This is a genomic window from Arthrobacter sp. A5 (assembly GCF_051131705.1).
Lineage (GTDB): Bacteria > Actinomycetota > Actinomycetes > Actinomycetales > Micrococcaceae > Arthrobacter_M.
On record NZ_CP180316.1, the window covers coordinates 602,694 to 629,296 of the forward strand.

The window sequence follows — 26,603 nt, forward strand, 5'->3', positions numbered from 1 at the left end:
GCCTCCTGAAGATCGGCTGCCGGGTCCGGGTGCTGCTCAGACTAGTCTTATTTCCCGAACCGCCGCAGCCGCAGCGAGTTCGTGACCACCAATACCGAGCTGGCAGCCATCGCCGCGCCGGCAATCATCGGATTCAGCAGCCCCAGCGCGGCGACCGGGATGCCGACGGCGTTGTAGAAAAATGCCCAGAAGAGGTTTGTCTTGATGGTGCCGAGGGTTTTGCGGGACAGCTCGATGGCCTGCGCCACTTGCGCGAGATCATTACCCATCACCGTCAGGTCCGCGGCCTGGATCGCAACATCCGTGCCGGATCCCATCGCGATCCCCAGATCGGCTTGCGCAAGCGCTGCTGCGTCATTGACTCCGTCCCCGGCCATCGCCACCGTGGCGCCTTCGGCCTGGAGGCGCTTGACGGCGTCGACCTTCCCTTCCGGCAGCACCCGGGCATAGACATCCTCCGGCGCGATGCCGACGGCGGCGGCCACCTGCGCGGCGGCGGCGGCGTTGTCTCCGGTGAGCAGGATAGGCCGCAAGCCCAGCGTCTTGAGCCGGGCAATGGCGGCCGCTGATCCGTCCTTGATGGTATCCGCAAGGCTGATGATGCCCTCCGGGGTTCCGTCCACGGCGACCCAGATGGCGGTGGCGCCCGACTGCTCCTCATTTAGCAGCGTGTCCTGCTGGGCAGGAGTGGTCGCGATCCCATTTTCGCCAAGCCAACCTGCCCGCCCGGCCACCACGATGTGCCCGTCAACCGCGCCACGGACGCCACCGCCGGGAGCCGACTCGAACCCGGTCACCGCAGCGAGGCCTGCTGCCGCTCCCGGCGCGGCTGACGGTCCTCCCGCGGCTGCGGCCGCGATGGCGCGGGCGATCGGATGCTCGCTGGCGGCTTCGACAGATCCCGCCAGATGCAGCACCTCGGCTTCCCCGCGCTGACCCAGCGCGATGGTGCGGGTGACGGCGAGTTTGCCGTGGGTAACGGTGCCGGTCTTATCCAACAGGATGGTATCGACCGTGCGAGTGTCTTCCAGAACCTGCGGTCCCTTGATCAGAATACCCAGCTGCGCGCCGCGACCGGTCCCCGTGAGCAGGCCGACCGGCGTGGCCAGTCCGAGGGCGCAGGGACAGGCGATGACCAGGACGGCGACGGCGGCGGTGAAGGCGCTCTGGATGTCGCCGCTGAGCAGCAGCCACAGGACAAACGTCAGGATGGCGAGGCCGAGCACGATCGGTACGAAGACGGCGCTGATCCGGTCCGCCAACCGGGCGATCGGTGCCTTGCCGGACTGGGCCTGACTGACCAGACGTCCCATTTGGGCCAGCGTCGTTTCGCTGCCCACGCGGGTGGCCTTGACCAGCAGCCGTCCGGACGTATTAATCGTGGCGCCGGTGACCGTGTCATCCACGTCCACGTCGACCGGCATCGATTCGCCGGTGATCAGGGAGGCGTCGACGGCGGAACGGCCCTCGACGACGATGCCATCAGTGGCAATCTTTTCACCTGGCCGAACTACGAAGATGTCCTCTGCCATGAGCTCTCCGGCCGGAACCTTGACCTCGGCGCCCTCGCGAATCACCGTGGCATCTTTAGCACCCAGACTCAGCAGGGCCTTGAGCGCGTCGCCGGCCTTCGCCTTGGCCTTCGCCTCCAGATAGCGGCCCAGCAACAGGAAGGTGACCACGATGGAGGCCACCTCAAAATACAGTTCAGCGTGGGAGCCCATTTCGGGTTGGGCAGTCAGCGCCGGGTCGGCGGCGAGTGTGACGGCCGAAAACAAATACGCGGCCGTCACACCGAGGGAGACCAAGGTATCCATGGTGGAAGCAAGGTGGCGCGCATTGACGGCGGCTGCGCGGTGGAACGGCCAGGCCGACCAGGTCACCACGGGCAAGGCGAGTACGCCGACCACCCACCCCCAGTTGGCGAACTGCAGAGGGGGAAACATGGAAATCAGGAAGACCGGCACGCTCAGCCCTGCGGCCAGGAGCAGCCGTGGCCGCAGCTGCTCCGCAGCGGTGCGCGCAGGGGTCCCGGCACCTGTTTCCGGTGATCGACCAAGGCCTGTTTTCGGTGACCGACTAAGCCCGCCAGCGGCCGAAACCGGTGACCGACCAAGTGCGCCCGCGGCCGCGTGGACATCCGAAGTTGCGCCGCCGTCGTCCGTCGCGCTCGCCCTATGCGGTACGCCCTTGAGCGTGGCCTTGTACCCAGTCGCATTCACCGTGTCGACAATCTGCTGATCGGTCAAACCGTCCGGGACGGTGACCCGCGCCGATTCAAGCGGTAGATTCACAGCCGCCGTTACGCCGTCGAGCTTCCCCAGCTTGCGTTCCACACGGCCGACACAGGAAGCGCAAGTCATGCCCTCGATGTCGAGTTCAATGATCCGCGTCAGCGGTTGGTGAAGCAGGTTTTCGGTACTCACAGGGCATCCTTCGGCAGTGGTGGCAAGTGCGCGACTGGGTGAAGCAGTTGGTTACGCCTCGTTGGCGACGACCAGGTACCCGGCCTCGGCGACAGCTTCGCTGATTTCTTGCGGTGAAATGGTCAAATGAGACGTCACGGTGGCGGTGGAAATCCCGCCTGCCGTCAGATCAACGCTGACGTCTTCGACGCCCTTGAGGGACTTGAGTTCTTCGGTGACCGCCGAGACGCAGTGCCCGCAGGTCATGCCGGAAATGCTGACGGTGGTGGTGATGGCGTTCATGATGGTTCCTTCTTGCCGGTATTCATCGGTGTTACTGGTAGCGCTAGCGCAAAAGGCGGCCGATCGCGTCGGTGGCTTCCTTGACCTTTGCCTGGACAATCTCCGGGTCCCCGGCTTTGTCCGATTCGGCGGCCGCGCCCACGACGCAATGAGCTATGTGGTCTTCGATCAAACCAAGGCTCAATGCGTGAAGCGCTTTATTAATTGCCGCCACCTGAGTGAGGATGTCGATGCAATATTTGTCCTCATCCACCATGCGGGCGATTCCGCGGACCTGCCCTTCAATCCGCTTTAGCCGGCGCAGGTACGCATCCTTGTCGGTGGTGTAGCCGTGGTCGAGGTGTTGGTCGACCGTCTCGCTCGTGGTGGTGTCGCTCATGATGGTTCCTTCCCTGAACTCTGCTTCGAGAATATACCCCCAGAGGGTATATGTCGAGAGGGTGCGTCGAGGGGCCACATGTCTTAGGGTTTTATCTCAGACGCCCATGCGTTCTAAGCGAAAGGAGGCTTTGCCGTGATGTCCGTTGTTCGGCGCTTCTCTCGCTGCCCGAGCCCATGGCTTAGCTGGGCGAGAAGCGCCTCCACTCTCTTGTGAAGGACGCTTTCCTATGTTTCGATCTTCGAACAGTGCCGACCTCGACACCATTTTGACTTTTGCTAATGCCGAGCCCGTGGGGTGGACTGATGCCGGGCGGTACCGGCGCGAACTGGCTACGAATAACTACCGCGATCATTGGACTTGGATCGCAGAGGCCAGCGGATACCCAATGGCTCGGGCGATTTGGTGGGCACCTTCCGGAGCAGACCATCCTGTTGCACTTGATTGTCTGCTGGTAAAGCCTTCCGTCAATCAACCCGAGGAGCTCGCTGCAGGCCTGCTCAAAGCGGGACATGAAGCCTTCAAGGCAGCGGGGGCGACGACGTTGCCTGACTATACAATCGACGTTGCCGTTGGGTGGCACGAGGATCCGAGGGCGATGGAAGCCGTAGCGTGGCGCCGCCGCGCCGCTGAATGCGCCGGGCTGGAGAGTTTTATTGAGCGGGTGAATTTCGAATGGACTCCCGGGACAGTCCTGCCTGTTCCCGTACACGATTTGGACTACAGGACAGGAACTGACCAGGAGTTTAAGACCGCCTTTGCCCGCGCAGCCGAAGGTAGTCTGGATGCCCAGACCAAGAACAATCTGGCCATCATGGGACCGCACGGACAAGCGCAGGACGATCTGGAATTCTATCTCTCCCTGCCGGGCGAGAGGGCGGCCTGGCGACTGGCGTTTGTACCATCCGGGACTCCCATCGGGTTCATCATCCCGACACGCACCGCCTACGATGCGAGCGTGAGCTACGTCGGGGTCTATCCGGACCAGCGCGGCCACGGATACATCCATGAGCTGCTGGGCGAAATTACCCGTGTGCATGCAGCTTCGGGTGTCCCACGGATTGTAGGGACTACGGATTTGGACAATGCACCGATGCTGGCTGCGTTCGAGCGGGCGGGCTATTGCATTATCAAGCGGCGCTTGGTGCTGACCGCTTAAGATACTGCTGGCCGGTCCGTAGGGCTGGATGGCGACGGCGGCGATCATTCCCGTTTATGCAGTCTCCTCCGTCGCCGCTTGGCTTCGGAAGACTGGGCGGCGATCCGATATCTGGGTCTGTTCCGGGCGCTGATTTAGCGTGGCCGGCGTTGCTTGACCACTGAAAGCGGATGGTTGCCGTCGTTAGGAGAGATGACTCTTGCTTCCATACGGAAACCTGCCGAGAATACAGTCATGACCAGTCGACTTGCCACGATAGCCATTGATGCCCAAGACCTACGGAAGGTCGCCGACTTTTGGTGCGCTGTGCTGGGCTGGAAGAGCACGGACGAAGATCCGGGCGGCATCAGCATCGCGCCCATGGACGGAAGTGGGCCAACAATCGATGTCCTTCAAGTTCCTGAGGGCAAGGGCGGGAAAAACCGCCTGCACTTTGACCTTCGCGCGGACGGTACGACGACGTCCGAGGAGCTGGACAGGCTGCTTGCGCTGGGAGCCAGCCGGGCCGACGTCGGCCAGGGCCCGGATGTGAGTTGGGTGGTGCTGGCAGATCCAGAAGGAAATGAATTCTGTTTATTGTCCCGCACCGTTCAGGACCTTAAGCTTCGCTAATTGCGGGCTGGTTCCCGCGCCGTGACGGCTACCGCCGCCGTCGACAATGTCCAAATTGGCAGGTGAGCTCTGCCGTAACGACCCGGCGAAAAGTGCCCTTCAGACGGCGCCAACATGCGACTGCCGGACACAGCACCCGGAATGCTAGTACGGCACCTCGAAGATTTGCCGGCGCAGCTCCTCGGAAGCAGCCGCGGGCCTGACCAGCCGTTTCAGAAAGGCAGTATCCACGGTTTCCAAGCACCAGTGAAGCAGCAGCGAGCGCATCCGTTCCAGCACGTCGTCGAACCTTCCTTCGACGGCGAGGTTCCGTCGTTCCCCGGGGTCAGCCTCGAGGTCGAAAAGCTGTTCACGCCATTTGCCCCAGTTATATACGGCGTATTTGTAACGGCCGTGGATCACTGCCCGGCCCGTCGTCGCAGGTTCGCTGCCGCCGTCGAACTTGGTTTCGATGAACACGGGGCGGGCGTCAGGGGCCAGCACGCTCGACCCGTCCAGACCAGGGGGAGCGGCTATGCCTGCCGCCTCGCACAGGGTGGGCAGCAGACCCAGCACCGCGGCGACCGGGGTATCGATGCGTCCGGCTGGCCGGTCAGGAACGCGCAGCAGGAACGGGACTCGGATACACTCCTCGAAGAGGGCCGATTTTTGGTTCCAGCCGTGCGAGGAGTCCCCGTCGCCGTGGTCGCTAATGAAGACGACGATGGTGTTCCCGGGCTCAGAATCCACGGCACTGAGCAGAGTGTTGATCCGTTCGTCTACCCTGGACACCAGTTGTGCATATACATCACGGTAGCGGCGCCAATCCTCGGCTGTGTATGCTGTCGTGCCATACTTGGCGGCAGCCGCGGCGTATTCCTCCTGCGGCGCCTGCGCGGCGAACGGGGCGCGGGGGAAGTTTTCCGGCAGCGGAGGGCAATCATCCAACGGCGACGCCGCAACATCACCGTAGGGGAGTGGCTGAAGCCGAGCGTGCTCGCAGATGGTGTGCGGATCGTCAAAGGAAGCGACCAATAGAAACGGCTTCGAGGACCGGCGCGTTGCCAGCCACTGCGTGCAGGATCTGACCAGTCCTTCGTCACCGAAATCGTGGATGGGCGCGAAGCCGTCGGAGGCTTGCGCGCTGGCTTGGCGTGCGTGCCATTTCCCGGCGTAGGCACAATCGAAGCCGTGTTCGGCGAACCAGTGCCCCAGGCTGTGTGGGCCACGGCCGGGCTCGTCCTCGTTCCGGTCTGCGTCTGAGAGGAATTCGCGCCCGTTGCCGTCGATCCCCAGCCGGTGCGGGTACTTTGCCGTCAGCATGGAACTACGGGCGGGGACGCAGAGCGGAAAGCTGGTGTAGGCACGGGTGTACCTGGTGGAGTCGGCGCCGAGGCGGTCCAGCGCGGGGGTGGAAAAGTGTTCATGTTCTCCCGCCTCCTTGCCGAGCACGTGCGCTGCGAACTGATCGGCCATGATCAGCAGGATGTTGGGCAGGTCCTCAGGCATTGGCCAGCTCCTTTAATGCACTAAGGCCCATCCAATCGTCCCCGGCGGTTTGCAGTTCAGCAACCAATCGGGCAGCCCACAAACTGTTCACATCTGGGTCCAGTACCGGGACCAGTTCATAGGGATCCTTGCGCAGGTCATAGCACTCGGTTACCAGCCCATCGCCCGCGGACAGCCGGGCAATGAACTTGTTGGTGCTGGTCCGCAGGCCGCGGATGTCCTGGTCGGTGGGATGCAACGGATAACAGTAATAGGTTGCCGCGGCCTCCGTGTCCGGTTCCGCCGCACCCAGCAGCACCGGGGCCAGATTAGTGCCGCGCATTTGCACGGGTTTGGAATCTGCAAAACCGGTCAGGCCCAGCAGCGTGGGCGCGATGTCCAGCGAACAGAACAGTGCCGGCTGCTGGCCGGGAGCAATATGCCCCGGCCAGCGGATGAGGCAGGGCAACCGCATGGACTCCTCATAAGGGACGTTCTTGTACAGCAGGTTGTGGCTGCCCATCTGCTGGCCGTGGTCTGAGGTGAAGACCACTATGGTGTCTCGGGCCAGATCCAGTTCCGCCAACGCATCCAGCAGCCTGCCCACCTGTTCGTCGATGGCCGTCACTGCTGCGTAATACAGCGGGGCAATGGCGGCAGCCTCCCGGCCAATGGAGGAGGCGAGGTCCACGTTGGGCCGGTTCAGCAGCTGTCCGGCCGGCAGGGCCGCATAGTCCGTGGCGTAGCCGGGCGGCAGTTCATCGAACGGCTGGTGCGGTGGATTGAAGGAAACGGCCAGGGCGAAGGGGGCCGCCCCGGCCCTGGCCCCGGCCAGGAATTCCAGCGCCACGTCCGTTTCGTGCGCAGCGGACCACCGGTTGATGTTGGTCCGCCGCTCCCGCGGCGCGTTCCCCACCCAGTAATGCGGGGTCAGGTGCTGGTCATTGCAGCCGTACGAATGCCAGAACTCGAAGCCAAAGCGGTGGCTGGGCGGCGAGTAGGCGTCCCAGTACCTGCCGTCCTCCAGCGGACCCCGGCCATGAATGGCGTCCGCGGCCGTCGGCGCCGCAAGGTGCCACTTGCCGATATACCCCGTGCGGTAGCCGCCGTCCCGCAGCACCTGCGCCCAGCTGGGCGCCCCGGGGCGCAGCCCCACCTCGGGGGCGGTCCCGGAATTAACGTTCAGCGGAACGTGGTTTTCGTGCGGCGGCTGTCCGGTCACCAGCATGGCCCGGTGTGGGCTGCAGACGGGGTAGTTGCTGACCGCGTTGGTCAGCACGGCGGACTGTGCCGCGAGCGCATCCAGGGCTGGTGTCCGCACGGGATCCCCGTCCGGTTCCAGGCACATGGCCCGGAACTGGTCGGAGATAATAAACAGCACGCTGGGCCGACGGAGGCCAGGAGATGCCGTTCCCCGCCAGCCCAGCGTCACTTGCCCATCCCCAGGGTCAGGCCCTCGGTGAGGCGCCGGCCCAGCCAAATGTAGATAATCAGCATCGGCAGGACCACAATGCACAGTCCCGCAAAGAGACCACCCCAGTCTGCCCCGGAGTAGGTTTGCTGCTGCACGAAAGAGATCAGCGCTACCGGCAGGGTGTACTTTTCGGTGGACTGGATCAGAGTCAGGGCCAGCAAAGTCTCGTTCCAATGCGAAATCACCTCCAGCACAAACGCGGTGAGGATGCCGCCCTTGGCCAGCGGCAACGTGATCCGCACAAACGTCCGCAGTGCCGAAGCACCATCCAGCGCGGCCGCCTCCTCCATTTCCAGCGGCAGCGAACGGAAAAAGGCCGTCAGCAGGAACACGGTGAACGGCATCGAGACGCCTATGTACACCAGGTTCAATCCGATCAGGCTGTCCGTCAGGTACACCTGGTTCAGCATCACGAACAGCGGAATCAGGATCACCTGCGCCGGGATGCCAAGACCCAGAATGAAGTACATGGTCAGCCCCTGCGTGAAGCGTCCCGCCACCCGGCTGAGGTAGTAAGCTGCGGGAGCTGCCAGCGCCACGGTAAGCAGGGACGACACCCCTGTGGTGATGACGCTGTTGAAGGTGGCGGTGGCGAAGTCGCCCACCGTCCAGGCGCGGACGAAGTTATCCGGTGCCAGTGACGTTGGCAGTCCCCACGGATCGCTGAGAATGGAGCGGGTGTCCCGGAAGGCCTGCATCAGCATCCACAACAGCATCACAATGCTCAGGGCCACGATCAGCCAGAGCACCACTATGCCGACGGTTCGCAGCGGACTGCGGTCCGCGCGCAGGGCAGGGCTGCTGGCGGTGCCGCTGGCACTTTTCCGCGGGCGCTTCGGTGGTCCCGATTCTCCGGTGGCCGCAGTCTTGGCACTGCGGCGCATTGTTGTACGGGAGGCGGGTTTGTTCAGAGTAGACATGGCTGCTCCTAAAATTCGACGGCGTCGCGGCGCATTGCGCGGCGCAGCACCACTACCAGGACGGAAACCAGGGCCAGTGAAATCACTGCCGATGCCGTCGCAGCCCCGTAGGACGGCGTTGACTGGCCGGAAAATGCGGTGACGTACGTGTACACGGCCGTGGTCCAGCTTTGGGTGGGCGGAATGCCCGCTCCGCTGCTGCCGCCAAAGACCCAGATGATTTCAAAGATCTTCACCGAGGAGATGGTCCACAGCACCGCACACGTACCAAACACATCCCAGGTCAACGGCAGGATCACGTAGCGCAGACGCTGGAAGGCGGTTGCGCCGGCCAGTGCGCAGTCCTCGTAGTAGTAAGGCGGAATCCGGTCCACGCCTGCCATCAGGATGGTGGTGTAGTAACCGGTGGTGGTGGCCACCAGCGTCACCATGATCAGCGGGAAGATGTTCTCCTGCGCCAGCCATGCCGGCGGTTCCTGGACGCCCAGGGGTCCCAGCAGCGTGTTGACAATTCCGCCGGGGTTGAAGATAAACCCGGCCAGCACGCCGAAGACGAGGGCGTTGATCAGGTGCGGAAAGAAGATCACCGAGCGCACCACCTTGCGGCCCACCATGTCCCGCAGCACCAGCGACATGGCGAAGGCCAGCACAAAGATGGCAATACCCACCACAAACAGCAGCAGCAACGTATTGCCGAAGGACTTCAGGAAGAGCGGGTCCTTGAAGACCCGGACGTAGTTATCCCCACCCACAAATTCCATCGGGCCCGAACCTGACCAGCTGTGGAAGCTGATCCACACGGCTCCGAGGGACGGAACCACAAACAAAATGGTGTAGAGGATGAACGCCGGACCGACGAACGGGATGAGCAGCTTCTTGCGTTGACGATCAATGCTGCTGCCGGCTTCGCGTCGGGCGGCCTTGGCCGGCTTGGCACCGTCCGCCAACAGGACTGTATCCACTGCGGCGTTGGCATCCACCGCCGACATCAGCCGTTGTCCTTCCAGTACTGGATCTGTGCATCCTTCATCTGCTTGACGAAGTCGTCCGCGGAGGTTTTGCCCAGGAAGAGCTGGTCATCCTTAGGCCAGAAGACCTTCTCCACGTAGCCGGGGTAGGTCACGCCGTCGTTCTGCAGGTAGACGGAAGGGGCGGTGTCCAAGGCCTTCTTCACGGAAGCCATCTCAGGGGAGATGGCAGCATCGGCACGAATAGGAAGCACCTTGGCATCGGTGCCGTACGCATCCTGGTACTGCTTGCCCAGGAGGAACGTGGCAAGCTGCTGCGCCTTGTTCTGGTTCTTGGCTTTGGCCGGCACTGCGAACCCTACGAAGTCGGCCCGCTGTGAGGTGGGCTTGCCATCGATGGTGGGGACGGGGAAGGAGGCGTACTGGAAGCCGGGGCTGGCGTAGGTGGCGGTTTCGGTGGGTGTCCAGGAGCCGTTTAGCATCAGTGCGGCCTTGCCGCTGGCCCACAACTGTTGCTGCGCCGGCCACTTGCTGGCGGCATAGCCGTTGATCAGGTACCCGCCGTTGACAATTTTCTCCACCCGCTTGGCTGCGGCCAGCACGGCGGGGCTGTCCCAGCCGGCACCGGATTTGTCCGAGGCCAGCTTGTAGAAGGAGCCGGGCCCCTCGGTGCGGATCAGCGCGGTGGTAAACCACAGCGAGTTGTAGCCGGCAATGTCCCCGTCGGCCGCCAGCGGAGTCTCACCGTTGGCCTTGAGTTTGTCCAGTACGGAAGTGAAGTCATCCCATGTCTTGGGTGCGCTTGCGGCCAGCTCCGGATGGGCTGCTGCGTTGAACCAGATCCCGTCGGAGCTCAGGCTGTACGGCAGCATCCACGGCTTGCCGTCCTTGTCTTTAATGTTGGACGTGGCCAGATATTTGGCTGGAATGAGCTCGGCAACCTTTTTGCCGTCCACGGTGGTGTCGTAAGCCTTGGTGAGCGGGGCGGCCTGGCCGGTGTTTCCCAGTACGGGCGCCAGCTTGGCGTAGGGGCCGTCGACCAGGTCCGGAACGTTGTTGGTGTTCAGGGCGGGCACCAGTTTTTCAGTGTTGGACCGGCCCTGCCACTGCACCTTGACCTCGGTGCCGGTCTGGGCAGTGAAGTCCGCGACGGCCTTGGCAATGACCTTCTGCTGTGGTTCACCTTCCTTCCACATGGACCAGTAGGTCAGCGAACCGCCGGTGGTGGAATCTGCGCCTGCGCCTGCAGTGCCTGCTCCGCCTCCGCAGGCGGAGAGCGCCAGCACCGCGCCGGCGAGTATGGCCATGGGCCGGATGTAGCGGGCTGCTGCGCCCATACAAATCACCTCTTGATCTTTTAGAGCCGCGGCATACGGCCCAGTGAGACGACTATCACAGCTGTAAAAGATAGGATTCAATGAGTACTCAAGAAAGACTACTTAGTCACGGAGCTGCCCCGCTCCTCTGTCGCACTAACCTTTGGTGCTCAAACGGGGACAGGAGGATAGGAATCGCCAGATGTTCCGCAGGTACTCCTTTATTACTCTCTTAATCTCCGGTCACAATGATCCGGACAGGCCGAGCGGCAGAACTAGTGGACGGGGGAGGACCTGATGGCAGCACGTGCATCCGGGCGGGTCCGGGATGCCGACTCTCGGGACCTGAAGTTCCAGCACCTGGCCGATGAGCTGCGGCGCGGGATCTTGGCCGGCAGCTGGTCAGTGGGCACTAAGCTGCCCACTGAGGCGCAGCTTGCGGAGGAGACCGGATTGTCTTTGACCACTGTGCGCCGCGCCTTTGAGGAACTTGTTCAGCAGGAACTGGTCGTGCGGCGCCAGGGTGCGGGGAGCTTCGTGGCCGAGCGCCGCGCCTCCCGGCAGCGCGCCCGGTACACCGTGGGAGTGTTGCTGCCGGACACGCGGCTGTACTACCCGCGGGTGCTGCAGGGCATCGAATCGGCGCTGTCCGCCGCCGGGGTGGGACTGCAGCTGTCCACCTACAATTACGAAGCGGCGCGCGAGGACGGCTGCATTGAATTCCTCATTGATGCTGGCGTGGACGGGCTGATCCTGGTGCCCACGCTGATCGGCATTGAAGATCCGCACGCCCGGGTGGCGCATCTGATGGGCCTGGAGGTGCCTGTGGTGTTGCTGGAACGCAGCTTAACCGACCTAGGCCCGGCGGACCGTACGGAGCATGTGTGCTCTGACCATCAGGGCGGAGCGTACGACGGCGTGACGCACCTGCACCGGCTCGGTCATCCTAGTGTGGCCTTGCTGACCCGCAGCTCCAATCCGACAGAAGCCGCCGTCGTCGCCGGTTATCTGCGCGCGGCCCAGGATCTTGGCTTTGCGCCTCTGCACATCAGCGCCAGCAAATCCGAGTGGGAGAACGGCGCGGCCGGAGACCTGCTAAAGCAGCTGCAGGCCACGGGGACCGCAGCAGCGCTGGTCTTTGGAGACCGCGAAGCCACGCTGCTGGAGTCCGCGGCACGTCGGGCTGGGCTGCGGGTGCCGGAGGACCTTGCCCTGGTTTCCTACGACGACGAGCTGGCCGACCTGGCCGAGGTTCCGCTGACGGCTATTGCGCCGCCGAAGCACCGCGTAGGCCGGCTGGCTGCCGAGGTGCTGCTGCGCAGGCTGACCGAGGGCGCGGAATGCCCTCTGCACCAGATCCGGCTGCGCCCACGAATTGTCATCAGGGAATCCTGCGGGGCGCATCTGGCGGCCGTGGGCGCCCATGCCGAACTGGCGATAACAGAAGGAAAATCATGCGCATAGGAATCATCGGGGCCGGAGCCGTGGCCTCTTTTCACGCGGTGGCAGCGGCCCGGATAGCCGGAATGGAGCTGACGGCGGTCTGCGATCTGCTTCCCGGAACCGCATCCGCCGTGGCGGATCCGTACGGGGCGGCGGTCTTCACCAATTACCGCGCCCTGCTGGACAGCGGCCTGGTGGATGCGGTGATAGTCAATACCCCGCATGGCCTGCACAAGGACATGGTGCTGGCCGCCGCGGCGGCCAGTGTGGACGTTCTGGTGGAAAAACCGATGGCGATTAGGTTGGCGGACTGTGACGACATGGCTGCAGCCTGCACAGCTGCCGGAGTCAAGCTGGTGGTGGGCCAGATCCAGCATTTCCTGCCGGAAAAGATTGCCGTTGAACGCGCTTTGGCCACCGGAGAGCTAGGTGCGGTGCAGATGGTGCACGATTTTCGTAGCACCGATTACCGGCCGGGCCACCGGTCCGACTGGTTCTTCGACCGGCCGATGTCTGGTGGCGGGGCGTTCATCAACATTGGCGGGCACTGCCTGGACCGCAGCCTCTGGTTTGGCGGGGCGCCCGCGGCCGCCGTCCGGGCCACGACTGTGAACCGGTTCGGCGCCCCGGTGGAGACGGACGGAACCATGGAGCTGAGCCTGACCAACGAGGTGGCGGTGTCCATTTCGATAGTGTCAGATATGCCGCGGAACGTCGATGAGCTGACGGTGGTGTGCGAACGCGCGGTGATCACGGCGGACCCGCGCAGGGGCACGTATCTGCGCCGGGATGGAGAGACTACCATTCTGCATGAGTCAGGGCCTGAGGATATTCAGGCCGGGTTTACGCTGCAACTGCAGGACTTTGCCAATGTGGTGGCAGGCGGAACGCCGGCTGTCAGCTTGGCCCACGCCCGGCACATTGTGGAAGTGGTGCTGGCTGCCTACGAATCGGCGGCGGACGGCGGCCCCGTGGCCCTGGCCGGCTCGCCCGCAGTCATGCCGGCCGCAGCCTCGGCGCTGACTGATTAACTTGCCGCGGGCGGGAAGCGAAGCATACGTCATGGATTCATATTCCCCGCTGGACACCGGACAATCCGCTTTCACCGGATGGACTAGGACGCACTGGGAAGCCGTGGCGGATTCCCTGCTCACCGCGGCCCGGCGCTTTTCCTCCCCTCGGCACGCCAAGGTGGGTTTTCCCTCTGCCGGACCTTCGGGTAGCGCGGCGCAGGAAGCGACGGACCAGCTCGAAGGGTTTGCGCGCACGTTCTTGCTGGCAGCGCTGCGCCTGGCGGGTAACCAGGGTGACCAGCCCGGCGGCCGCACTGCCGGACCCCGCAGTGCGGGGGGCTACGCCGTCGGAATTGTTGACTGGTACAGTCTGGCGCTGGACGCCGGAACCGCTCCCGACTCCGACGAGCGCTGGCCGGCACTAATGGATCACGGGCAGCCTACCGTCGAGGCGACGGCCATCGTCCTGGGGCTCCATTTCAGCCGGCCGTGGCTCTGGAACGCACTGCCGCAGCGGGTGCGGGACAACATCGCGACCTGGCTTGGCGGCAGCCGCGGATCCTACGGTGCTGATAACAACCACGTTATGTTCTCGGCAACCATCCAGGCATTCCTGGCGGCCACCGGATACCCGCACAATGCCTTCGAGATTGAGGCGGCACTGGCCCGGATCGAGGACTGGTACGTGGGCGACGGCTGGTATTCGGACGGAGCCGGGCGCCGGTTTGACCACTACAACGCATGGACCTTCCAGCTCTATCCGTTCGTCATTTTGGATCTGCTCCGGGGCAATCTGCACAGTGCAAGCGAGAGCGAAGGCAGGCGCCGGCTATACCGGTCCCGGTTGGCTGACTTTGTCCAGGGCTATCAGCACCTCTTCGGGGCCGATGGCAGCCCGCTGCTGCAGGGGCGCTCGCTGACCTATAGATGGGGCGTGGTTGCGCCGTTTTGGATGGCGCAACTGGAGGGGATCACCACGGTGTCTCCGGGGCGTACCCGCAGGCTGGCCAGCGGCGTGCTGCGTCATTTCCTGGACCGCGGTGCGGCGGCCGACGGTGTGTTGAGCTTGGGCTGGCATGGCAGCCACGCCAGCATTTTGCAGTCGTACAACGCCCCTGGCTCACCGCACTGGGCCAGCAAGGGGTTCCTGGGTTTGCTGTTGCCGGCGGACCATCCTGCGTGGACGGCGGCGGAGGAACCGCTGCCGGTGGAAATGGGCAACACCTCCGTGGTGCTGGCCGGCCCGCGGTGGCATGTCTGCGGTTCCATGGCGGACGGAGTGGTGCGGGCGCTGAACTTTGGCTCCGACGGGCATCCACAGCGCGACGACGGCTTGTACCGGCGGCTCGCCTATTCCACAGCCACCGTGCCGGTGCTTGAGCCCGGACTTGACGGCGGGCTGCTGCGGGATAACGATATTTACCTCAAGGCGGGCAACGGTACCAGCAGGCACCGCGGCCTGCGTGGGGGCGTGGCGCGGTATGACGGCGGCTCCAGCACGTTCGCCCTCGATGCTGGCGGGCGAGACGTGGTAGCTAACTATGCCACCACAGTGCTGGACGAGGACGCCGACCGGCAGCGGCCCGGTTCCCGGAGCGAGGGCGTCCGCATCGAAGTGCGGATAGCCAGGCTCACGGGTGTTATCGGGTGCGAACCCGTGCTTTCCGGCTATGCCATTTCCTCGGACATGCCAGTGGAGACGGCGGTTTGGGCGGAACGGCCTGCCATGAACGAAGCCGCCGCAAGCCCGGCGGCGGCCCGTGTCACCGGCTGGCGGCGAACGGCGCCCGGCGGCCTCCCCGCCCGACTGGCTTCCGCCGTCGCCCTTTATCGCACAGACTTGACCGACGCCGCTCCCGAGCGCACCGTGCACCGTGCGGTGGCAGTGCACGGGCAATGCAGGGCCGGCTCCGGCACCGCGTTAGGGGAGCACAGCGCGCTGCCACAGCTGGAATTTGGCCCGCTGCCCGCCAATACCGTGCACATTGCCTGGCTGGTTTGCCTGGGTGCGGAAGCCGATACGCTGGCGCGGACCGCGGTGGACCTCGCGTTGTGCTGGACAGACGATGGCGCGCAGCTGCAGTGGCGTGGAACTTCGCGAGTGCTGCCGTGGCAACGGGAGACGCCGTGGGCCGCTGATGCGCTGAACCAGGACGTCTTCCGCTGGCACTGATGTCATCGATGCCGGCTGAGCCAAGTGGGCAATGACACCGTGTAGGGGGTCTGTCGAATAACTATTGTCCAGTCGAACAGCCTCAGGGATTCAGCTGCAGCTCCACGGATTGACCAGCCAGGCCCGCCGTCGGAATGACCAGCGTAAGCGTGCCGTTGGAGTTGCGGGTCAGCGTCACCTCAGTCGCCGACTTGACCTGCCGGAACCTGGTGCCGCTGATGGTTAGCGTGACGTTCTCCGCAGTCTGGGTGGGATCGGAAACGGCCATCTTGAGCACGTCCGGGGTCTCCCAAGCCAGCACGGAGGCCGGGCCGGCGGCCGTTATGTTCCCCACCGTGGCGGCCGACCAGAAGTTCACTGCCGTAGTATTCCTGAACTTGATGCCCTGCGCTGCGGCATCATTGCGCAATATGCTGCCCACGCTCTGCCGCGATGCCGCTGCGGTTTCGACTGCAGTGGCCCCGGGCAGCAGGACATAGGCGTAGCTGGCGCCGCGGGGATTGGTTCCGTGGTCTTTGTACAGCGTGACGTAGTTGCGGGTTAGCTGCTGCGCCGTGCCATTTGCGTTGATGTCCTTCCAGCTGCCCGAGCGGCTCTCCCGCAGGACCTGGACCGGCGCCTCGTCCAGGAAGAGGTAGCCACCAACACCTTCCAGATGGGCCCACTTTGCTCCCGCGTGGGTTTCCGCAGTACCCGCCACGGTGCCGGCGGGTTTGCCGTCAATGTGCAGCGCGTTGGTGCCCGTGGCGCCAAGGTTGCGGTGCTCCATGATGGATTCCACCTTGGCGGAACTGCCGGTGGAAATGTCAGAGCCCAGAGCCACAATGAATTCATGGCTGAAGAACCAGGATTTTCGCGCACTCAACCCGGTGCCGCCGGGGGCGATCATGTGCTGTCCCACGGCGCCGTACCCGGCTCCGGTCACGCCGCCGGTCCACTCGTTCTGCGGCGTCTTGGCACCCCACTCTCCCTCCACTTTCGGCGGGAGCACGGTGGCATCCACGGTGGTACCGGGCAGCCGCTTGGGGTTGGCGGTGGGCCAGAACGCGTCGTCGAACTCTCCTCCCTCCGGTCCGTAGACATAGGTCATGCCGTCGCCTGTGTGGTAGCCGGTGTTGTTCTCGCGGTTGCCGCACTCATACCAGGTCATCCGGCGGCTGGACAGGCCCAATGCGGATGCCCAGCCATTGCCGCGGTGCACGGCCCGGTCCATCGCCGGGAAAAATGTGTGCCCCACCGGTTCCGGCGCCGCCGGTACTTTGGACCCGAGCAGTTGCTTGACCAGGGCCGTGCGCGCAATGCTGGCCCCTGCGAGCGGGGAGCTGTAGGTGTTGCGCTGGATCCAGCCCAGGCAGATGGACTGCCAACGAGCCGCCGTGGTGGGATCCACCGCGCGCGCCAGCCAGAGGATTGCCTCGATGGTGACGGTGCCGTCGTCGTGGCCGCCCTCGGTCTGGCGTGAAATGGCCCGTCCGCGTACGGCGTCCATCATCTGGCCGTTATAGACCAGCGGGGCGAAGGATGCTTCCACCCGGTCGAAGAGGATCTGCCGGCTCGGGTCGGTCACCGCATAGGTTGACCCGCCCAGCAGGGAGAACAGCTTCGCCAGCCCGCCCAGCAATACCACGCCGTAGGTGCCGGTGTAGGCGATGGTGGAGTGTTGAATGAATGAGCCGTCCCGGAAGAAGCCATTGCCGCTGGTGACGAACTGCCAGACCGGCACCAGCGCGGCGATGGCTGCGGCGAGCCTGACCGTGTCCCCGCCCACGATGGAACGGATAATGATGCCCTGGCAGATGTCCACCCGGTTCGCGCCCTCGGAGAGAACCTTGCCCCGACTGTCCGGAAACTGCATCGTGGGGTCCGGAATGAAGTGGTCGACGGCGGCGCAGTAGTCCGCGATCTCAGCGTCGGTCAGGTGGTCGCGGACTATCGACATGGCGTCGGTGAGGGACTTGGGCGTGCCGATCTCCCAGGACCACCAGTTGCCGAACTCGGCCTGGCCGGCGTTGTAGACCAGACGGTGGCTGTCCCGCAGCCCGTCCAGAATGTTCTGCAGCAAGGCAGTATCATCCTTGAACCCCGAACCCGGGGTGGCCCAGGCCGTCGCCATCTGTGCCAGCCGCTTGTAGACGGTGACTATTTGCGCGTCCACAGTAAAGCTAGTGTCGCTGAAGACCTGGGTGCGCGTACCCGCGCCGGGCACCAGCAGGGAAACGGAGGCCTGCACGGCCTTGTCCAACCCGGCAATGGCCGTGGTGAAGTCGGCGTCGCCGGCGACTATCTCCGTGCGCCCGGTCAGCTGGTCAACCCACCGCTGCCGAAGGGCTTCCAAGTCAGCGGGGGATGCCGTGGCCGCAGCATTGGCCATCGGCGTGAATACCGCACCGATCGCGGCTGCCAGGGAGAGCGCGCCGGCTCCCTTGAGTAATGATCGTCGTGAAAGTTGGCTGTCCATGGAGAGTCCCATCGTCGTTGCCGGGTCTTTTGGGGGTCGGAGCTGAAGGTCGCCCGCCTGTGATGCAGTTAACCTAACGCGGTTCAGATGCGAGGAATAAAGACCTAATCCGCATTTGGCCCGTCACAGACTGCCCGCCGTCGTCGTGCCTCAGGTAATGAACCGTTCCACAGCGGTAACGGGCCGGATCCGCTCGCTTTCCGGAATGTCTCCGGCGAAGGCGAGCCATTGGGCGAATTTGTCCCCGCGAGCGATTAATTGCCGGTACATATTGCGGCGCAGCGAACGGACATTGTCCCGGTAGGCCGGGACGTTGATGACGTTGTTCAGCTCATCCGGGTCCGCGTGCAGATCATAGAACTCGTCGAGCCCCTCCGGGTTTGCGATGTACTTGAAATCGCGATCACGGAGCATCCGCTGGGCGTACGGGAAGTGGTGTCCATGGAATTCGCACAGGATGTCCTGTCGCCAACCGGCCGGAGTGGTCCCCGCGGCGAGGGGGAGCAGGCTTGAACCACGGATACCGCTGACATCGCCGCCGGCGATGTCGATGAAGGTAGCAGTGAAGTCGATCAGCGAGACGAAGTCGTCATTATGCCTTCCGGCTTCACCGGGCACGGCCACAATGGCAGGAATACGATAAATGTCCTCATACATGGCGGGGCCTTTGTCGTTGAGCCGGTGCGCGCCGGTGAACTCGCCGTGATCGGCCGTGAACATGACGGCGGTGGAGTCTGTGAGCCCGAGTTCATCGAGCACCGCCAAAATTCTGCCGATCTGGTGGTCGATCATCGCCACGTAACCCCAATAGACCGCCGTGATCTTTTTCCATTGCTCCACACTGAAACAATCCGTCGACCAGTAGTCTGCGTAAGTCTGCTGAACCAGGGGTTTGCCGTTGAAGGTCTCCGCGAAAGAACCGGGGAGCTCGACGGCGGACGGGTCAACTAAGTCGTACCACTGGCGTGGAATGAGGTATGGCAGGTGCGGTCCAAAGATATGGCAGGACAGGAAAAACGGCTCGGCAGGGTACCCGCCGGCAGGGTCCACGCCTGGAGTCTGCGTGCCGGAACGGCCGACGGCGAACTCCCGGAGCTTGGCGATGGTCTGATCCGCCAGATAGGCCTCAAACGTTGCCTCCGTCGGCTGGTCCGTTACCCCCGCGATTAAGTGGCCTTGGCTGCCATCGGCACGAGTGGTGTAGATCGGGTCTGAGATATGGAACTGAGGGAAGCCGTTGACGGCAAGCCAGCGCGTGTAGCCCGGGTCATCGAAGACATTCAGCGCTCCGGGCAGGTGCACACCCTCGAAGCCGTAGAACTCAGGGCCGCGGTGCCGCCCCACGTGCCATTTCCCGACATGCCCCAGCCGGTACCCCTGCTCGGCCAGGGCCGCGGAGAACGTGGGGCTGCCGTCGGGCAGTTCTTCGCGGTGGCCGGAATTCCATTCGTAATTGGCCAGCAACCCATGTTCGAAGGGCTGCAGACCGGTCAGCAGGCTGGCGCGGGCGGGAGTGCAGATGGCAGTGGGGGTGTAGGCGCGGTCGAACGTTGTTCCACGTGCAGCCAGAGCGTCGAGGTGGGGCGTGTGGCCGGTGGTATTTCCGTAACAGCCAAGGGTATCGGTCCGTTGCTGATCCGTCATCAAAAAAAGAATGTTGCGTGGTTTCCCGGGCGTCTGGCCGGCGGTGAGAGGTGTGTTCTGCATGGGTCGGCTTAGCCCTTCGGTGCTGCGACGTAGGCGTCCGCGGTGTAGAAGGACTTGGGATCCTTGACTTCGGGGATCTTACCGTCGGTCTTGAACTGTTCCTCGAGGGCCCTGAACCACTTGTCGACCGTGCCATTTTTGGTCAGGTCCTCAAGCTCCGCTGAGGTGAAGAGCTTGGCGACGCCGGCTTGGGCCTTCATGTCTTCGGGTTTGAGCTTGAGGAAGGCAGCCGTCGCCGTGATGGTCTTGTCCTGGTTCTCATGCCGGTAATCATTGGCGGCCTTGATCACGGATAGAAAGCTCTGCGCCAGATCCGCATCCTTGGCTGCCCGTCCGCTCTGTGCAACGAACGTGCTGGGGAAGGTGAATTCGTCGATGAAATCTTCGTTTTTGACGAGTTCCTTCAGATCCGGTTTGCGCTGTTTAAGGGTGTCAATCAGCGGATACCAGATGGCGGCGCCATCGATCTGGCCGGCGGCGAAAGCGGAAACAACGGTGCTGGGATCCATCGAAACAATGTCGAAGTCGGACTTACTCAGTCCTGCCTTTTTCAGCGCCAATCCCAGCAGCTGGTCTCCGGATGTACCGGCCGGAACGCCGACCTTCCTGCCTTTGAGATCCTGCAGAGAATTGAAACCGCTCTGCGCAATTACCCTGTCCGCGTTGGAAACAGAGTTAACTGCCCAGATCTCCGCCTTGCCGGATGCCGGCAGCCAGAGCGCACCGGAACCGATGTAGGCGACATCGACGTTGCCTGTGCCCAGCGCCTGGATGGACAGCGGCCCATTCGTAAACGGAATGTACGCCGGCTTCAAGCCGTTCTTCTCCCAGAGCTTTTCCTGATCAGCGACGGCCATCAGGCCGGCTCCGTTGTAGTCCGCGATGTAGCCGACCTTGATCTCACTCACGGAGCGCTTGCCGGCGGCATCAGGGGTGGAATCGGCCTTGGAGCAGCCTGCCAGCGCTGCGGTTGCGGCGGCGCCGAACGCCAGCTGCCCGAATGAACGGCGGGAAAGGTTCGCTCTCATGAGGTACTCCTTGTTGCGGTGGTCAGGGTGAATTGCTGTGCTGGTTATTCGTCGGCGCCTCTGGCGGAACGAAACTATTCGTCGGCGCCTCTGGCGCCAGGCTGGTGGTAGACGGCTTCCCAGACTTTGGCGCGCAGCTGCGCGAATTCGGGGGAAAGCCGCAGTTCCTCGGTGCGGGGATACGGCAGGTCCACGGTAACGGTCTGATAGATCCGTCCTGGCCTGGCCGCCATAATGATGACGCGGGAGGCCAGGAAGACTGCCTCGTCGACGTCGTGGGTGACGAACATGACCGTTCGGCGTTCCTTCAGCCAGGTATCCATGAGCTGCTCCTGCATGTGGACCCTGGTAAGCGCATCCAATGCGCCAAAGGGTTCATCCATCAGCAGGATCTCCGGATTGACAGCGTAGGCGCGGGCGATGGCGCATCGCTGCTTCATGCCGCCGGAAAGCTCTTTGGGCAGCGCCTGCGCGAAGTCGCTCAGCCCCACCAGCTCTAGATAATGGTCAACAATGGTTCGCCGTTGCGCTGCCGGTACCTTCTTCAGCTCGAGCCCGAACTCGACATTCTTTCGCACGGTCAGCCACGGGAAGAGGGCATACTGCTGGAAAATCACGCCGGTGCGCGGGCTGGGTCCCTCCACCCGGCGCCGGTCAACGAGAACCTCACCACCGGTGGGGTCCAGGAGCCCGGCGGCGACGTTGAGCAGGGTGGATTTACCGCAGCCGGAAGGGCCAACCACGGTGACGAACTCGCCGTCGGCGATGTCCAGACTCACCCCGCCAAGGGCAGTGAAGGTTTCCTTACCGAGTTCAAAATCGTGCCTCACGTCAGCGAATCGGATCATGGACAGATCTTCCCCGGTCTGTGGGCTGGTGGGTGCTGCTGTTGCGGACATGAGGATCCTTTCCTGCCGGCTAGCGGCGTTCCTGCCAGCGGGTGAGACGTGCTTCAGCCAGCAGCAGTATGCGGTCCATGATCAGCCCGAGCACTCCAATGCTGATCAGGCTGACGAAAATAGTCGGCAGGTCATAAAACAACTGCGCTTGCTGCATGCGGTAGCCCAGGCCGTTGGGTGCCGCTATCAATTCCGCGGCGACGAGGGTGGCCCAGGCAGCGCCCAGCCCAATGCGCATGCCGACCAGAATGAAGGGTGAGGAGGCCGGGACCACCACGCGCAGGAAAACCGTGAGACTGCCGGCGCCCAGGACCCGCGCGGCGTTGATCAGCGTTTTCTCAACTCCGACGACCCCTTGGAACGTGGAGATGACGCAGGAGAGGAAGGCTGCCAGGAAGATAACGAAGATCTTGGGGACCTCGCCTATTCCCATCGTCACGATGGCCAGCGGAATGATGGCCAGCGGCGGAACCGTGCGGAAGAACTGGATGTACGGTTCGACGATGCCGCGCGCAATGCTGTACCAGCCCATCAGGAAGCCCACCGGGATCGCCAGCAGGCTGCCGAGCAGGAAGCCGGTCAGGACCCGGGCCAGACTGGCACCCACGTCATCAGCCAGGGTTCCGTTGCGAGCCAGTTCGATCCCCTGAGCCAGCACTTGGGCGGGTCCGGGGAGTCCTTGGATACCAATCGCCGATACCAGAGCCCATAGGCCGATTCCAGCCGCAACGGACACCACATTCAGCGCCAACATGCTCTTCTTTGTCAGCTTGATGGCTGGTTTCTTCCGTTTCCCAACGGCTGGCGTTCCTGCTCGCTCAATTGTCGGTGCTGGGGTTCGTTGACTGACCATGGAACAAATTTAGGGGGAAATGTGACTTACGTCAACATGATTTACATAAATAGGGTTGACGTTAGTATCAAAAGATGACTTCGATTTCACCAGACGCCGGCACCAGCCCCGCTGAGCGCCTCATGCTGGAGTTCCTCTTCACCCACGGGCCTGCCACGCGCAGCGAGCTCCAACAGCAACTGGGTGTTTCCCGTACCACGCTGTCCCAAATAGTTGGGAAGCTATTGGGAAACGGGGTCCTGGAAACCAGCGGGAAGGCGGAGTACGGGACGGGGCGCAACGGCCGCCCCACCCAGCGGTTGTCCATTAAGGCCGATCTCGGAGCGGCTGTGGGCATCGAACTGGGGCGATCCCGGACCAGTGTGACAGTGGTCGCTCTTGACGGTAGGCCGGTGGATCAATTTTCCGTGACAGTATCCAGCGACGCATCCCTGGGAGAGCGGCTCTCCACCGCCGTGGAGTTCTTGGCAGACCTGCTGCAGCAGGGCAGGCTAAACCGGGCGGCTGTGCTGGGCGTCGGCGTCGGCATTGCGACCCGTCATGACAGTGCCCAGACCGAACGTCCCGATGCCGCTGTCCAAGCTGATCCCGAGGGTCTTTCACTGGAGCCCTTACGGGTCCTCTTCCGGTCACCGGTCATCTGGGACAACAACATCCGAATGGCAGCCGTTACCGAGCTGGCCGCTGAGGGGGAGCAGGCAACAACCGGAACTTTGTTGTATGTCATGCTCTCGGCAGGGATCAGCAGTGGGATTCTGCTGGACGGTCGGATCTATCGGGGAACTTTCGGAGCTGCCGGCGAACTAGGGCACATCTGCGTCGATCCGGCAGGGCCGCAGTGCTGGTGCGGGGCCATCGGGTGCCTTGAAAGCGTATTGGGTACCGGTGCCGTTTTGCGCGCTGCGTGCGAAGCCGGGCTCGGCACGGCGTCGATAGCCGCACTCAGTAGCGCCATCGGCGCGCAGGACGCCACGGCCGTCCGGCTGGCGACGCAACTCGGCGGCGTGCTGGGCCAAGCACTGGCAGCCGCGGCCATGCTGCTGGATCCACAGAGCATCGTTCTGACCGGTGACCTGGTCCAGCTGGGAGAACCATTCCTCGCCGCAGCCGCGGCGCAGTTGCATTCGCGTAGGGCAGCGGTCGGATTGCCCGCGTGCGAAATCCGCGTCACCTCATATTCCGAACACGCCGGCAGTCTCGGCGCCGCGCAAGCGGCCATCCGTCGTTGGGGAACAGAGCACATCGCCCGTCAAAATCGGTCCGCCCCCAGCTGATCAGCATTCACCGTGCAGCCACTCGCGCGGCCGTGTCAGGGCAGGGTCTGGACCGGTTCCACTGCCGCGGTCCGGAAGCCGCAGTTCCCGCTGGCGGAGTCCGGCGTATTGGAACTGCGGGCGGCCAACCGGTATCGGTTGCAGTAGGACTCGTGGCACAGGTACGAGCCGCCGCGCATCACTCGTCCGCGTCCGATCGTTGGTCCCTGTGGGTTTGCGATGGTTCCCGCCGTAGCGCAGGTCCTGTAGTACTTGGGCAGGAACCAGTCGTGGCACCATTCCCAGACATTGCCGCTGGTTTGGTACAGCCCGAAACCGTTCGGGGAGTAGCTGTAGACCGGAGCGGTGGTGAGGTATCCGTCGTCGAGAGTGTTTTCCGTGGGGAACGTGCCCTGCCAGATATTGCAGTGGTGCTCCGGCTGTCCTTCAGGTCCGGTCGGGACCAGGTCGTCGCCCCACGGATACCGGCTTCCGGGGCTGCCGCCGCGCGCAGCGTATTCCCATTCCGCCTCGGTCGGCAGCCGGCGCCCGGCCCAGGCGCAGTAGGCCAGCGCGTCATTATGGGACACCTGGGTCACCGGATGGTCCGGGATGTCCTGCCACCTGGAGCCTTGGCCCGCGGGATGCGCCCAGTCTGCGCCGCGGACGTTGAGCCACCAGGGTGTGCCCGCGGCCGGACCGAGGATGTCCACCCGCGGCGCCTGGACAGCCAGGTGGAAAACCGCTGAACTGCCGAAGAGCTCCGATTCCGTGCGGAAATCTGTCGAGGAAACGAACCGGGCAAACTCTGCATTGGTCACCGTGGCGGCGGCGATACTGAAGGCGGTCAGGCGAACCCGATGGACCGGCGTTTCACCGTCGCCGCCGTAGCCCTCGTCGAACGGATCGCCCATCGCAAACTGGCCACCTGGCAGATGCACATCGTCCCGGGCTCCGGTTTCGGCAGGCGTGCCGCACGGGGTCGGGGCGCGGCCGGCCGAGGTGAAAGATGCGGTGTCGCTGGACTCGACGGTGTCGCCGGGCTCGACGGCGGAGCGGGCGGCTGCAGCACCGTCCCGCGCGGGGCTACAGCAACTGGTCACGGCTTTCTCCTTCCGGTGATTCCGCGGTGCGGACAGGGGCGTGTCCCAAGTTAATCATGCCCTGCAAGCCGGGCTCCACCCGGCGTGGTAAATGTCCGAACACGGGCCGATCGGGGCCGCTAAACGACACTTATTTCGCACTCGATGGGCGCTTGTCACCGGCCGTCCCGTCCCAGTTAGGCGCGGTGAATGCGGCGAGGGGATCGGCTCCCAGGGGTTGGAATTGACCGGCGCCGACAACGGGCAGGGCGGCGCCGTCGAAGGCTGCACTGGCATGCTTGCTGAACCAGCGCGCCAGTTCCGCGCGCAGGTCGGCGAGAGTGTCCCCGGCGCTTGCCTCGTGAATGAGGTTGCTGCGTTCCTGCGGGTCCACCCCCAGGTGGTACAGCTCGTGCGGGCCATGCGGATACCTGTGTACGTACTTCCACGTTGCCGTGCGGATCATTCGGACCGGGCCGTATTCGTCATAGACGACGACGGCGCGGGCCGGTGCTGTGCGGCTCACCTCGGCCCGGACAGGCCCGGCCTCGTGGGCAATCAACCCGGCGAATGACTGTCCCGGCCCATCCTCGAACCCCGACTTATCCAGTCCCGCCAGTTCCAGGATGGTGGCCGCTACGTCGTAGGCGGAGAGCAACTCCGGGCGAACACTGCCGGCCGCAATATGGCCAGGCCACGTGAAGATGGCAGGGACCTTGACGGAGGAGTCAAACATGTTCTGCGGGAACGTCCCGTTGCCCTTGCCCCAGATGCCATGGTGGCCACAATTGAAACCGTTGTCGGAGGAAAAGATGACCAGCGTGTTCTCCGTCTGCCCCAGGGTCTCCAACCGCTCCAGCAGGGCGCCAATGCCCGCATCCATGGCGCTGACGGCCGCAAAATAACCCACCAGGGCGGCGCGGACGTCCGCTTCGCCACCGATCGGAATGCCGTCAACGGTGGGCTGCCAGGGGTGCGCCGGTTCCTGCGGACAGCTCTCGAAGGCGCAGTCGTCGTACAGGGCCTCGAACTCGCGCGGATGCTGACCCTTCCATGGCTTGTGCGGCGCCGTGTAATTTACGGCCAGGAAAAACGGGTCCGGTCCGGGGGCCGCGCCGTCAAGAAATGCCAGCGCGTCACCGGTGATGACGTCAGTGAGGTAATCGGTCACCGTCTCCCGGCTGCCGTCACGGTACATCGTCGCTTGCCGGTACGGGCTTCCACCGCCCTCTAACCCGTACCAATGCACAAAACCTCGCCGGGATGCGTCATTGGCGCCCAGATGCCACTTGCCGGAGAGCCCCAACTGATAGCCGCCCTCGGCCAGCACATCGGTGAACAACGGCTGCCCCGCCAGATAGTCCGGCGCGTTGGCACCGACCTCGACGCCGGTCAAATAGTCGTGGACTCCGTGCCGCGAGGGGATTTGGCCTGTCATCAGGCTGGCACGTGCCGGCGAGCAGACCGGGGATACGCAGAAGAAGTTTTCCAGCCGGGTCCCGCGCGCGGCGAGCCCGTCCAGGACAGGTGTCTGGATCTCGTCGTTACCGGCACAGCCCAACGCCCACGGGCCCTGATCGTCGCTGAGGACAAAGAGAATGTTTGGACGGACGCGCTCTGACGCGGCAGATTGATTGCTGACCATGGGTCCTTCATCAAGTGGGCGAAATGGGTAGCCGGCGCACGGAATG

At 63.8% G+C, this 26,603-nt stretch carries 21 protein-coding genes; 6 read left to right on the forward strand and 15 right to left on the reverse strand.

Annotated features, from left to right (window positions below; all coding sequences use genetic code 11):
- Nucleotides 1-47: 47 nt before the first annotated feature.
- The 3 genes from ACLLJI_RS02905 to ACLLJI_RS02915 form a co-directional block, all read right to left on the reverse strand.
- Nucleotides 48-2,363: a heavy metal translocating P-type ATPase gene (locus tag ACLLJI_RS02905; RefSeq protein WP_434621125.1), complete on the reverse strand. Its 2,316-nt coding sequence runs from the start codon at nucleotides 2,361-2,363 to the stop codon at nucleotides 48-50.
- 114 nt (nucleotides 2,364-2,477) lie between these two features.
- On the reverse strand, nucleotides 2,478-2,708 hold the full coding sequence (locus ACLLJI_RS02910) for a heavy-metal-associated domain-containing protein (protein ID WP_434617713.1): 231 nt from the start codon (nucleotides 2,706-2,708) through the stop codon (nucleotides 2,478-2,480).
- Between the two features lie 43 nt (nucleotides 2,709-2,751).
- Nucleotides 2,752-3,087 (reverse strand): metal-sensitive transcriptional regulator, encoded by a 336-nt coding sequence (locus tag ACLLJI_RS02915; protein WP_434617715.1) that lies wholly within the window; start codon nucleotides 3,085-3,087, stop codon nucleotides 2,752-2,754.
- 388 nt (nucleotides 3,088-3,475) lie between these two features.
- Between ACLLJI_RS02915 and ACLLJI_RS02920 the strand changes: the two genes are divergently transcribed.
- Together ACLLJI_RS02920 and ACLLJI_RS02925 are read left to right on the forward strand one after the other, a co-directional pair.
- A complete protein-coding gene (locus ACLLJI_RS02920; protein ID WP_434617718.1) occupies nucleotides 3,476-4,246 on the forward strand; it encodes a GNAT family N-acetyltransferase in 771 nt (256 codons plus the stop codon).
- Between the two features lie 234 nt (nucleotides 4,247-4,480).
- Nucleotides 4,481-4,858, forward strand: a complete 378-nt coding sequence (locus ACLLJI_RS02925) for a VOC family protein (RefSeq protein ID WP_283558439.1) — start codon at nucleotides 4,481-4,483, stop codon at nucleotides 4,856-4,858.
- A 144-nt stretch (nucleotides 4,859-5,002) separates the two neighbouring features.
- Here ACLLJI_RS02925 and ACLLJI_RS02930 read toward each other — a convergent pair whose 3' ends face one another.
- From ACLLJI_RS02930 to ACLLJI_RS02950, 5 genes are read right to left on the reverse strand one after another with little or no spacing between them, the layout of a single operon-like run.
- On the reverse strand, nucleotides 5,003-6,346 hold the full coding sequence (locus ACLLJI_RS02930) for a sulfatase family protein (RefSeq protein WP_434617721.1): 1,344 nt from the start codon (nucleotides 6,344-6,346) through the stop codon (nucleotides 5,003-5,005).
- On the reverse strand, nucleotides 6,339-7,706 hold the full coding sequence (locus ACLLJI_RS02935) for a sulfatase family protein (protein ID WP_434617724.1): 1,368 nt from the start codon (nucleotides 7,704-7,706) through the stop codon (nucleotides 6,339-6,341). The genes ACLLJI_RS02930 and ACLLJI_RS02935 overlap by 8 nt, the downstream gene beginning before the upstream one ends.
- A gap of 47 nt (nucleotides 7,707-7,753) precedes the next feature.
- On the reverse strand, nucleotides 7,754-8,719 hold the full coding sequence (locus ACLLJI_RS02940; RefSeq protein WP_283558442.1) for a carbohydrate ABC transporter permease: 966 nt from the start codon (nucleotides 8,717-8,719) through the stop codon (nucleotides 7,754-7,756).
- Nucleotides 8,720-8,727: 8 nt separating this feature from the next.
- Nucleotides 8,728-9,708, reverse strand: coding sequence for a carbohydrate ABC transporter permease (locus ACLLJI_RS02945; RefSeq protein ID WP_434617729.1), 981 nt, complete (start codon nucleotides 9,706-9,708; stop codon nucleotides 8,728-8,730).
- Entirely contained in the window at nucleotides 9,708-11,024 is a 1,317-nt protein-coding gene (locus tag ACLLJI_RS02950; protein WP_434617732.1) for an ABC transporter substrate-binding protein, read from the reverse strand. Before ACLLJI_RS02950 ends, ACLLJI_RS02945 begins: the two co-directional genes overlap by 1 nt.
- Nucleotides 11,025-11,300: 276 nt before the next feature.
- Here ACLLJI_RS02950 and ACLLJI_RS02955 point away from each other — a divergent pair, with 276 nt between their 5' ends.
- Genes ACLLJI_RS02955 through ACLLJI_RS02965 form a run of 3 tightly spaced genes read left to right on the forward strand, consistent with a single transcriptional unit; the run spans nucleotide 11,301 to nucleotide 15,632 of the window.
- Complete coding sequence (locus ACLLJI_RS02955) at nucleotides 11,301-12,467, forward strand: LacI family DNA-binding transcriptional regulator (RefSeq protein ID WP_434617735.1); 1,167 nt, start codon at nucleotides 11,301-11,303, stop codon at nucleotides 12,465-12,467.
- Nucleotides 12,458-13,477: a Gfo/Idh/MocA family protein gene (locus ACLLJI_RS02960; RefSeq protein WP_434617738.1), complete on the forward strand. Its 1,020-nt coding sequence runs from the start codon at nucleotides 12,458-12,460 to the stop codon at nucleotides 13,475-13,477. Before ACLLJI_RS02955 ends, ACLLJI_RS02960 begins: the two co-directional genes overlap by 10 nt.
- A gap of 31 nt (nucleotides 13,478-13,508) precedes the next feature.
- Nucleotides 13,509-15,632, forward strand: a complete 2,124-nt coding sequence (locus tag ACLLJI_RS02965) for a DUF2264 domain-containing protein (RefSeq protein WP_434617741.1) — start codon at nucleotides 13,509-13,511, stop codon at nucleotides 15,630-15,632.
- 82 nt (nucleotides 15,633-15,714) lie between these two features.
- On the opposite strand, the gene ACLLJI_RS02970 is transcribed toward ACLLJI_RS02965, so the two are convergent.
- The 5 genes from ACLLJI_RS02970 to ACLLJI_RS02990 form a co-directional block, all read right to left on the reverse strand.
- Nucleotides 15,715-18,090 carry a polysaccharide lyase 8 family protein gene (locus tag ACLLJI_RS02970; protein ID WP_434617744.1) on the reverse strand — a complete coding sequence of 792 codons (2,376 nt, stop codon included), beginning with the start codon at nucleotides 18,088-18,090 and terminating at the stop codon, nucleotides 15,715-15,717.
- A 150-nt stretch (nucleotides 18,091-18,240) separates the two neighbouring features.
- The gene (locus tag ACLLJI_RS02975) at nucleotides 18,241-19,797 is read right to left on the reverse strand and encodes a sulfatase-like hydrolase/transferase (RefSeq protein WP_434617747.1); all 1,557 of its coding nucleotides are present in this window, start codon (nucleotides 19,795-19,797) and stop codon (nucleotides 18,241-18,243) included.
- A gap of 8 nt (nucleotides 19,798-19,805) precedes the next feature.
- Nucleotides 19,806-20,825, reverse strand: coding sequence for an aliphatic sulfonate ABC transporter substrate-binding protein (locus tag ACLLJI_RS02980; RefSeq protein ID WP_434617749.1), 1,020 nt, complete (start codon nucleotides 20,823-20,825; stop codon nucleotides 19,806-19,808).
- A gap of 74 nt (nucleotides 20,826-20,899) precedes the next feature.
- Nucleotides 20,900-21,724, reverse strand: coding sequence for an ABC transporter ATP-binding protein (locus ACLLJI_RS02985; RefSeq protein ID WP_434617752.1), 825 nt, complete (start codon nucleotides 21,722-21,724; stop codon nucleotides 20,900-20,902).
- Between the two features lie 19 nt (nucleotides 21,725-21,743).
- Entirely contained in the window at nucleotides 21,744-22,478 is a 735-nt protein-coding gene (locus ACLLJI_RS02990; RefSeq protein WP_283558452.1) for an ABC transporter permease, read from the reverse strand.
- A gap of 173 nt (nucleotides 22,479-22,651) precedes the next feature.
- Here ACLLJI_RS02990 and ACLLJI_RS02995 point away from each other — a divergent pair, with 173 nt between their 5' ends.
- Nucleotides 22,652-23,851 (forward strand): ROK family protein, encoded by a 1,200-nt coding sequence (locus ACLLJI_RS02995; RefSeq protein ID WP_434617756.1) that lies wholly within the window; start codon nucleotides 22,652-22,654, stop codon nucleotides 23,849-23,851.
- 35 nt (nucleotides 23,852-23,886) lie between these two features.
- Here the strand turns inward: ACLLJI_RS02995 and ACLLJI_RS03000 are convergent, their stop codons facing one another.
- Both ACLLJI_RS03000 and ACLLJI_RS03005 read right to left on the reverse strand, forming a co-directional pair.
- Nucleotides 23,887-24,933 carry a formylglycine-generating enzyme family protein gene (locus ACLLJI_RS03000; protein ID WP_434617759.1) on the reverse strand — a complete coding sequence of 349 codons (1,047 nt, stop codon included), beginning with the start codon at nucleotides 24,931-24,933 and terminating at the stop codon, nucleotides 23,887-23,889.
- A gap of 130 nt (nucleotides 24,934-25,063) precedes the next feature.
- Nucleotides 25,064-26,557, reverse strand: coding sequence for a sulfatase-like hydrolase/transferase (locus tag ACLLJI_RS03005; protein WP_434617762.1), 1,494 nt, complete (start codon nucleotides 26,555-26,557; stop codon nucleotides 25,064-25,066).
- Nucleotides 26,558-26,603: the final 46 nt, after the last annotated feature.

Bases quoted from the DNA above. Each gene is read 5' to 3' on its own strand.
- ACLLJI_RS03005 (WP_434617762.1), bottom strand. From the start codon at position 26,557: ATGGTCAGCAATCAATCTGCCGCGTCAGAGCGCGTCCGTCCAAACATT.
- ACLLJI_RS02945 (WP_434617729.1), bottom strand. From the start codon at position 9,708: ATGTCGGCGGTGGATGCCAACGCCGCAGTGGATACAGTCCTGTTGGCG.
- ACLLJI_RS02950 (WP_434617732.1), bottom strand. From the start codon at position 11,024: ATGGGCGCAGCAGCCCGCTACATCCGGCCCATGGCCATACTCGCCGGC.
- ACLLJI_RS02955 (WP_434617735.1), top strand. From the start codon at position 11,301: ATGGCAGCACGTGCATCCGGGCGGGTCCGGGATGCCGACTCTCGGGAC.
- ACLLJI_RS02915 (WP_434617715.1), bottom strand. From the start codon at position 3,087: ATGAGCGACACCACCACGAGCGAGACGGTCGACCAACACCTCGACCAC.
- ACLLJI_RS02975 (WP_434617747.1), bottom strand. From the start codon at position 19,797: ATGCAGAACACACCTCTCACCGCCGGCCAGACGCCCGGGAAACCACGC.
- ACLLJI_RS02995 (WP_434617756.1), top strand. From the start codon at position 22,652: ATGACTTCGATTTCACCAGACGCCGGCACCAGCCCCGCTGAGCGCCTC.
- ACLLJI_RS02905 (WP_434621125.1), bottom strand. From the start codon at position 2,363: ATGACTTGCGCTTCCTGTGTCGGCCGTGTGGAACGCAAGCTGGGGAAG.
- ACLLJI_RS02940 (WP_283558442.1), bottom strand. From the start codon at position 8,719: ATGTCTACTCTGAACAAACCCGCCTCCCGTACAACAATGCGCCGCAGT.
- ACLLJI_RS02910 (WP_434617713.1), bottom strand. From the start codon at position 2,708: ATGAACGCCATCACCACCACCGTCAGCATTTCCGGCATGACCTGCGGG.
- ACLLJI_RS02985 (WP_434617752.1), bottom strand. From the start codon at position 21,724: ATGTCCGCAACAGCAGCACCCACCAGCCCACAGACCGGGGAAGATCTG.
- ACLLJI_RS02990 (WP_283558452.1), bottom strand. From the start codon at position 22,478: ATGTTGGCGCTGAATGTGGTGTCCGTTGCGGCTGGAATCGGCCTATGG.
- ACLLJI_RS02925 (WP_283558439.1), top strand. From the start codon at position 4,481: ATGACCAGTCGACTTGCCACGATAGCCATTGATGCCCAAGACCTACGG.
- ACLLJI_RS02970 (WP_434617744.1), bottom strand. From the start codon at position 18,090: ATGGACAGCCAACTTTCACGACGATCATTACTCAAGGGAGCCGGCGCG.
- ACLLJI_RS02965 (WP_434617741.1), top strand. From the start codon at position 13,509: ATGGATTCATATTCCCCGCTGGACACCGGACAATCCGCTTTCACCGGA.
- ACLLJI_RS02980 (WP_434617749.1), bottom strand. From the start codon at position 20,825: ATGAGAGCGAACCTTTCCCGCCGTTCATTCGGGCAGCTGGCGTTCGGC.
- ACLLJI_RS02960 (WP_434617738.1), top strand. From the start codon at position 12,458: ATGCGCATAGGAATCATCGGGGCCGGAGCCGTGGCCTCTTTTCACGCG.
- ACLLJI_RS02930 (WP_434617721.1), bottom strand. From the start codon at position 6,346: ATGCCTGAGGACCTGCCCAACATCCTGCTGATCATGGCCGATCAGTTC.
- ACLLJI_RS02920 (WP_434617718.1), top strand. From the start codon at position 3,476: ATGGCTCGGGCGATTTGGTGGGCACCTTCCGGAGCAGACCATCCTGTT.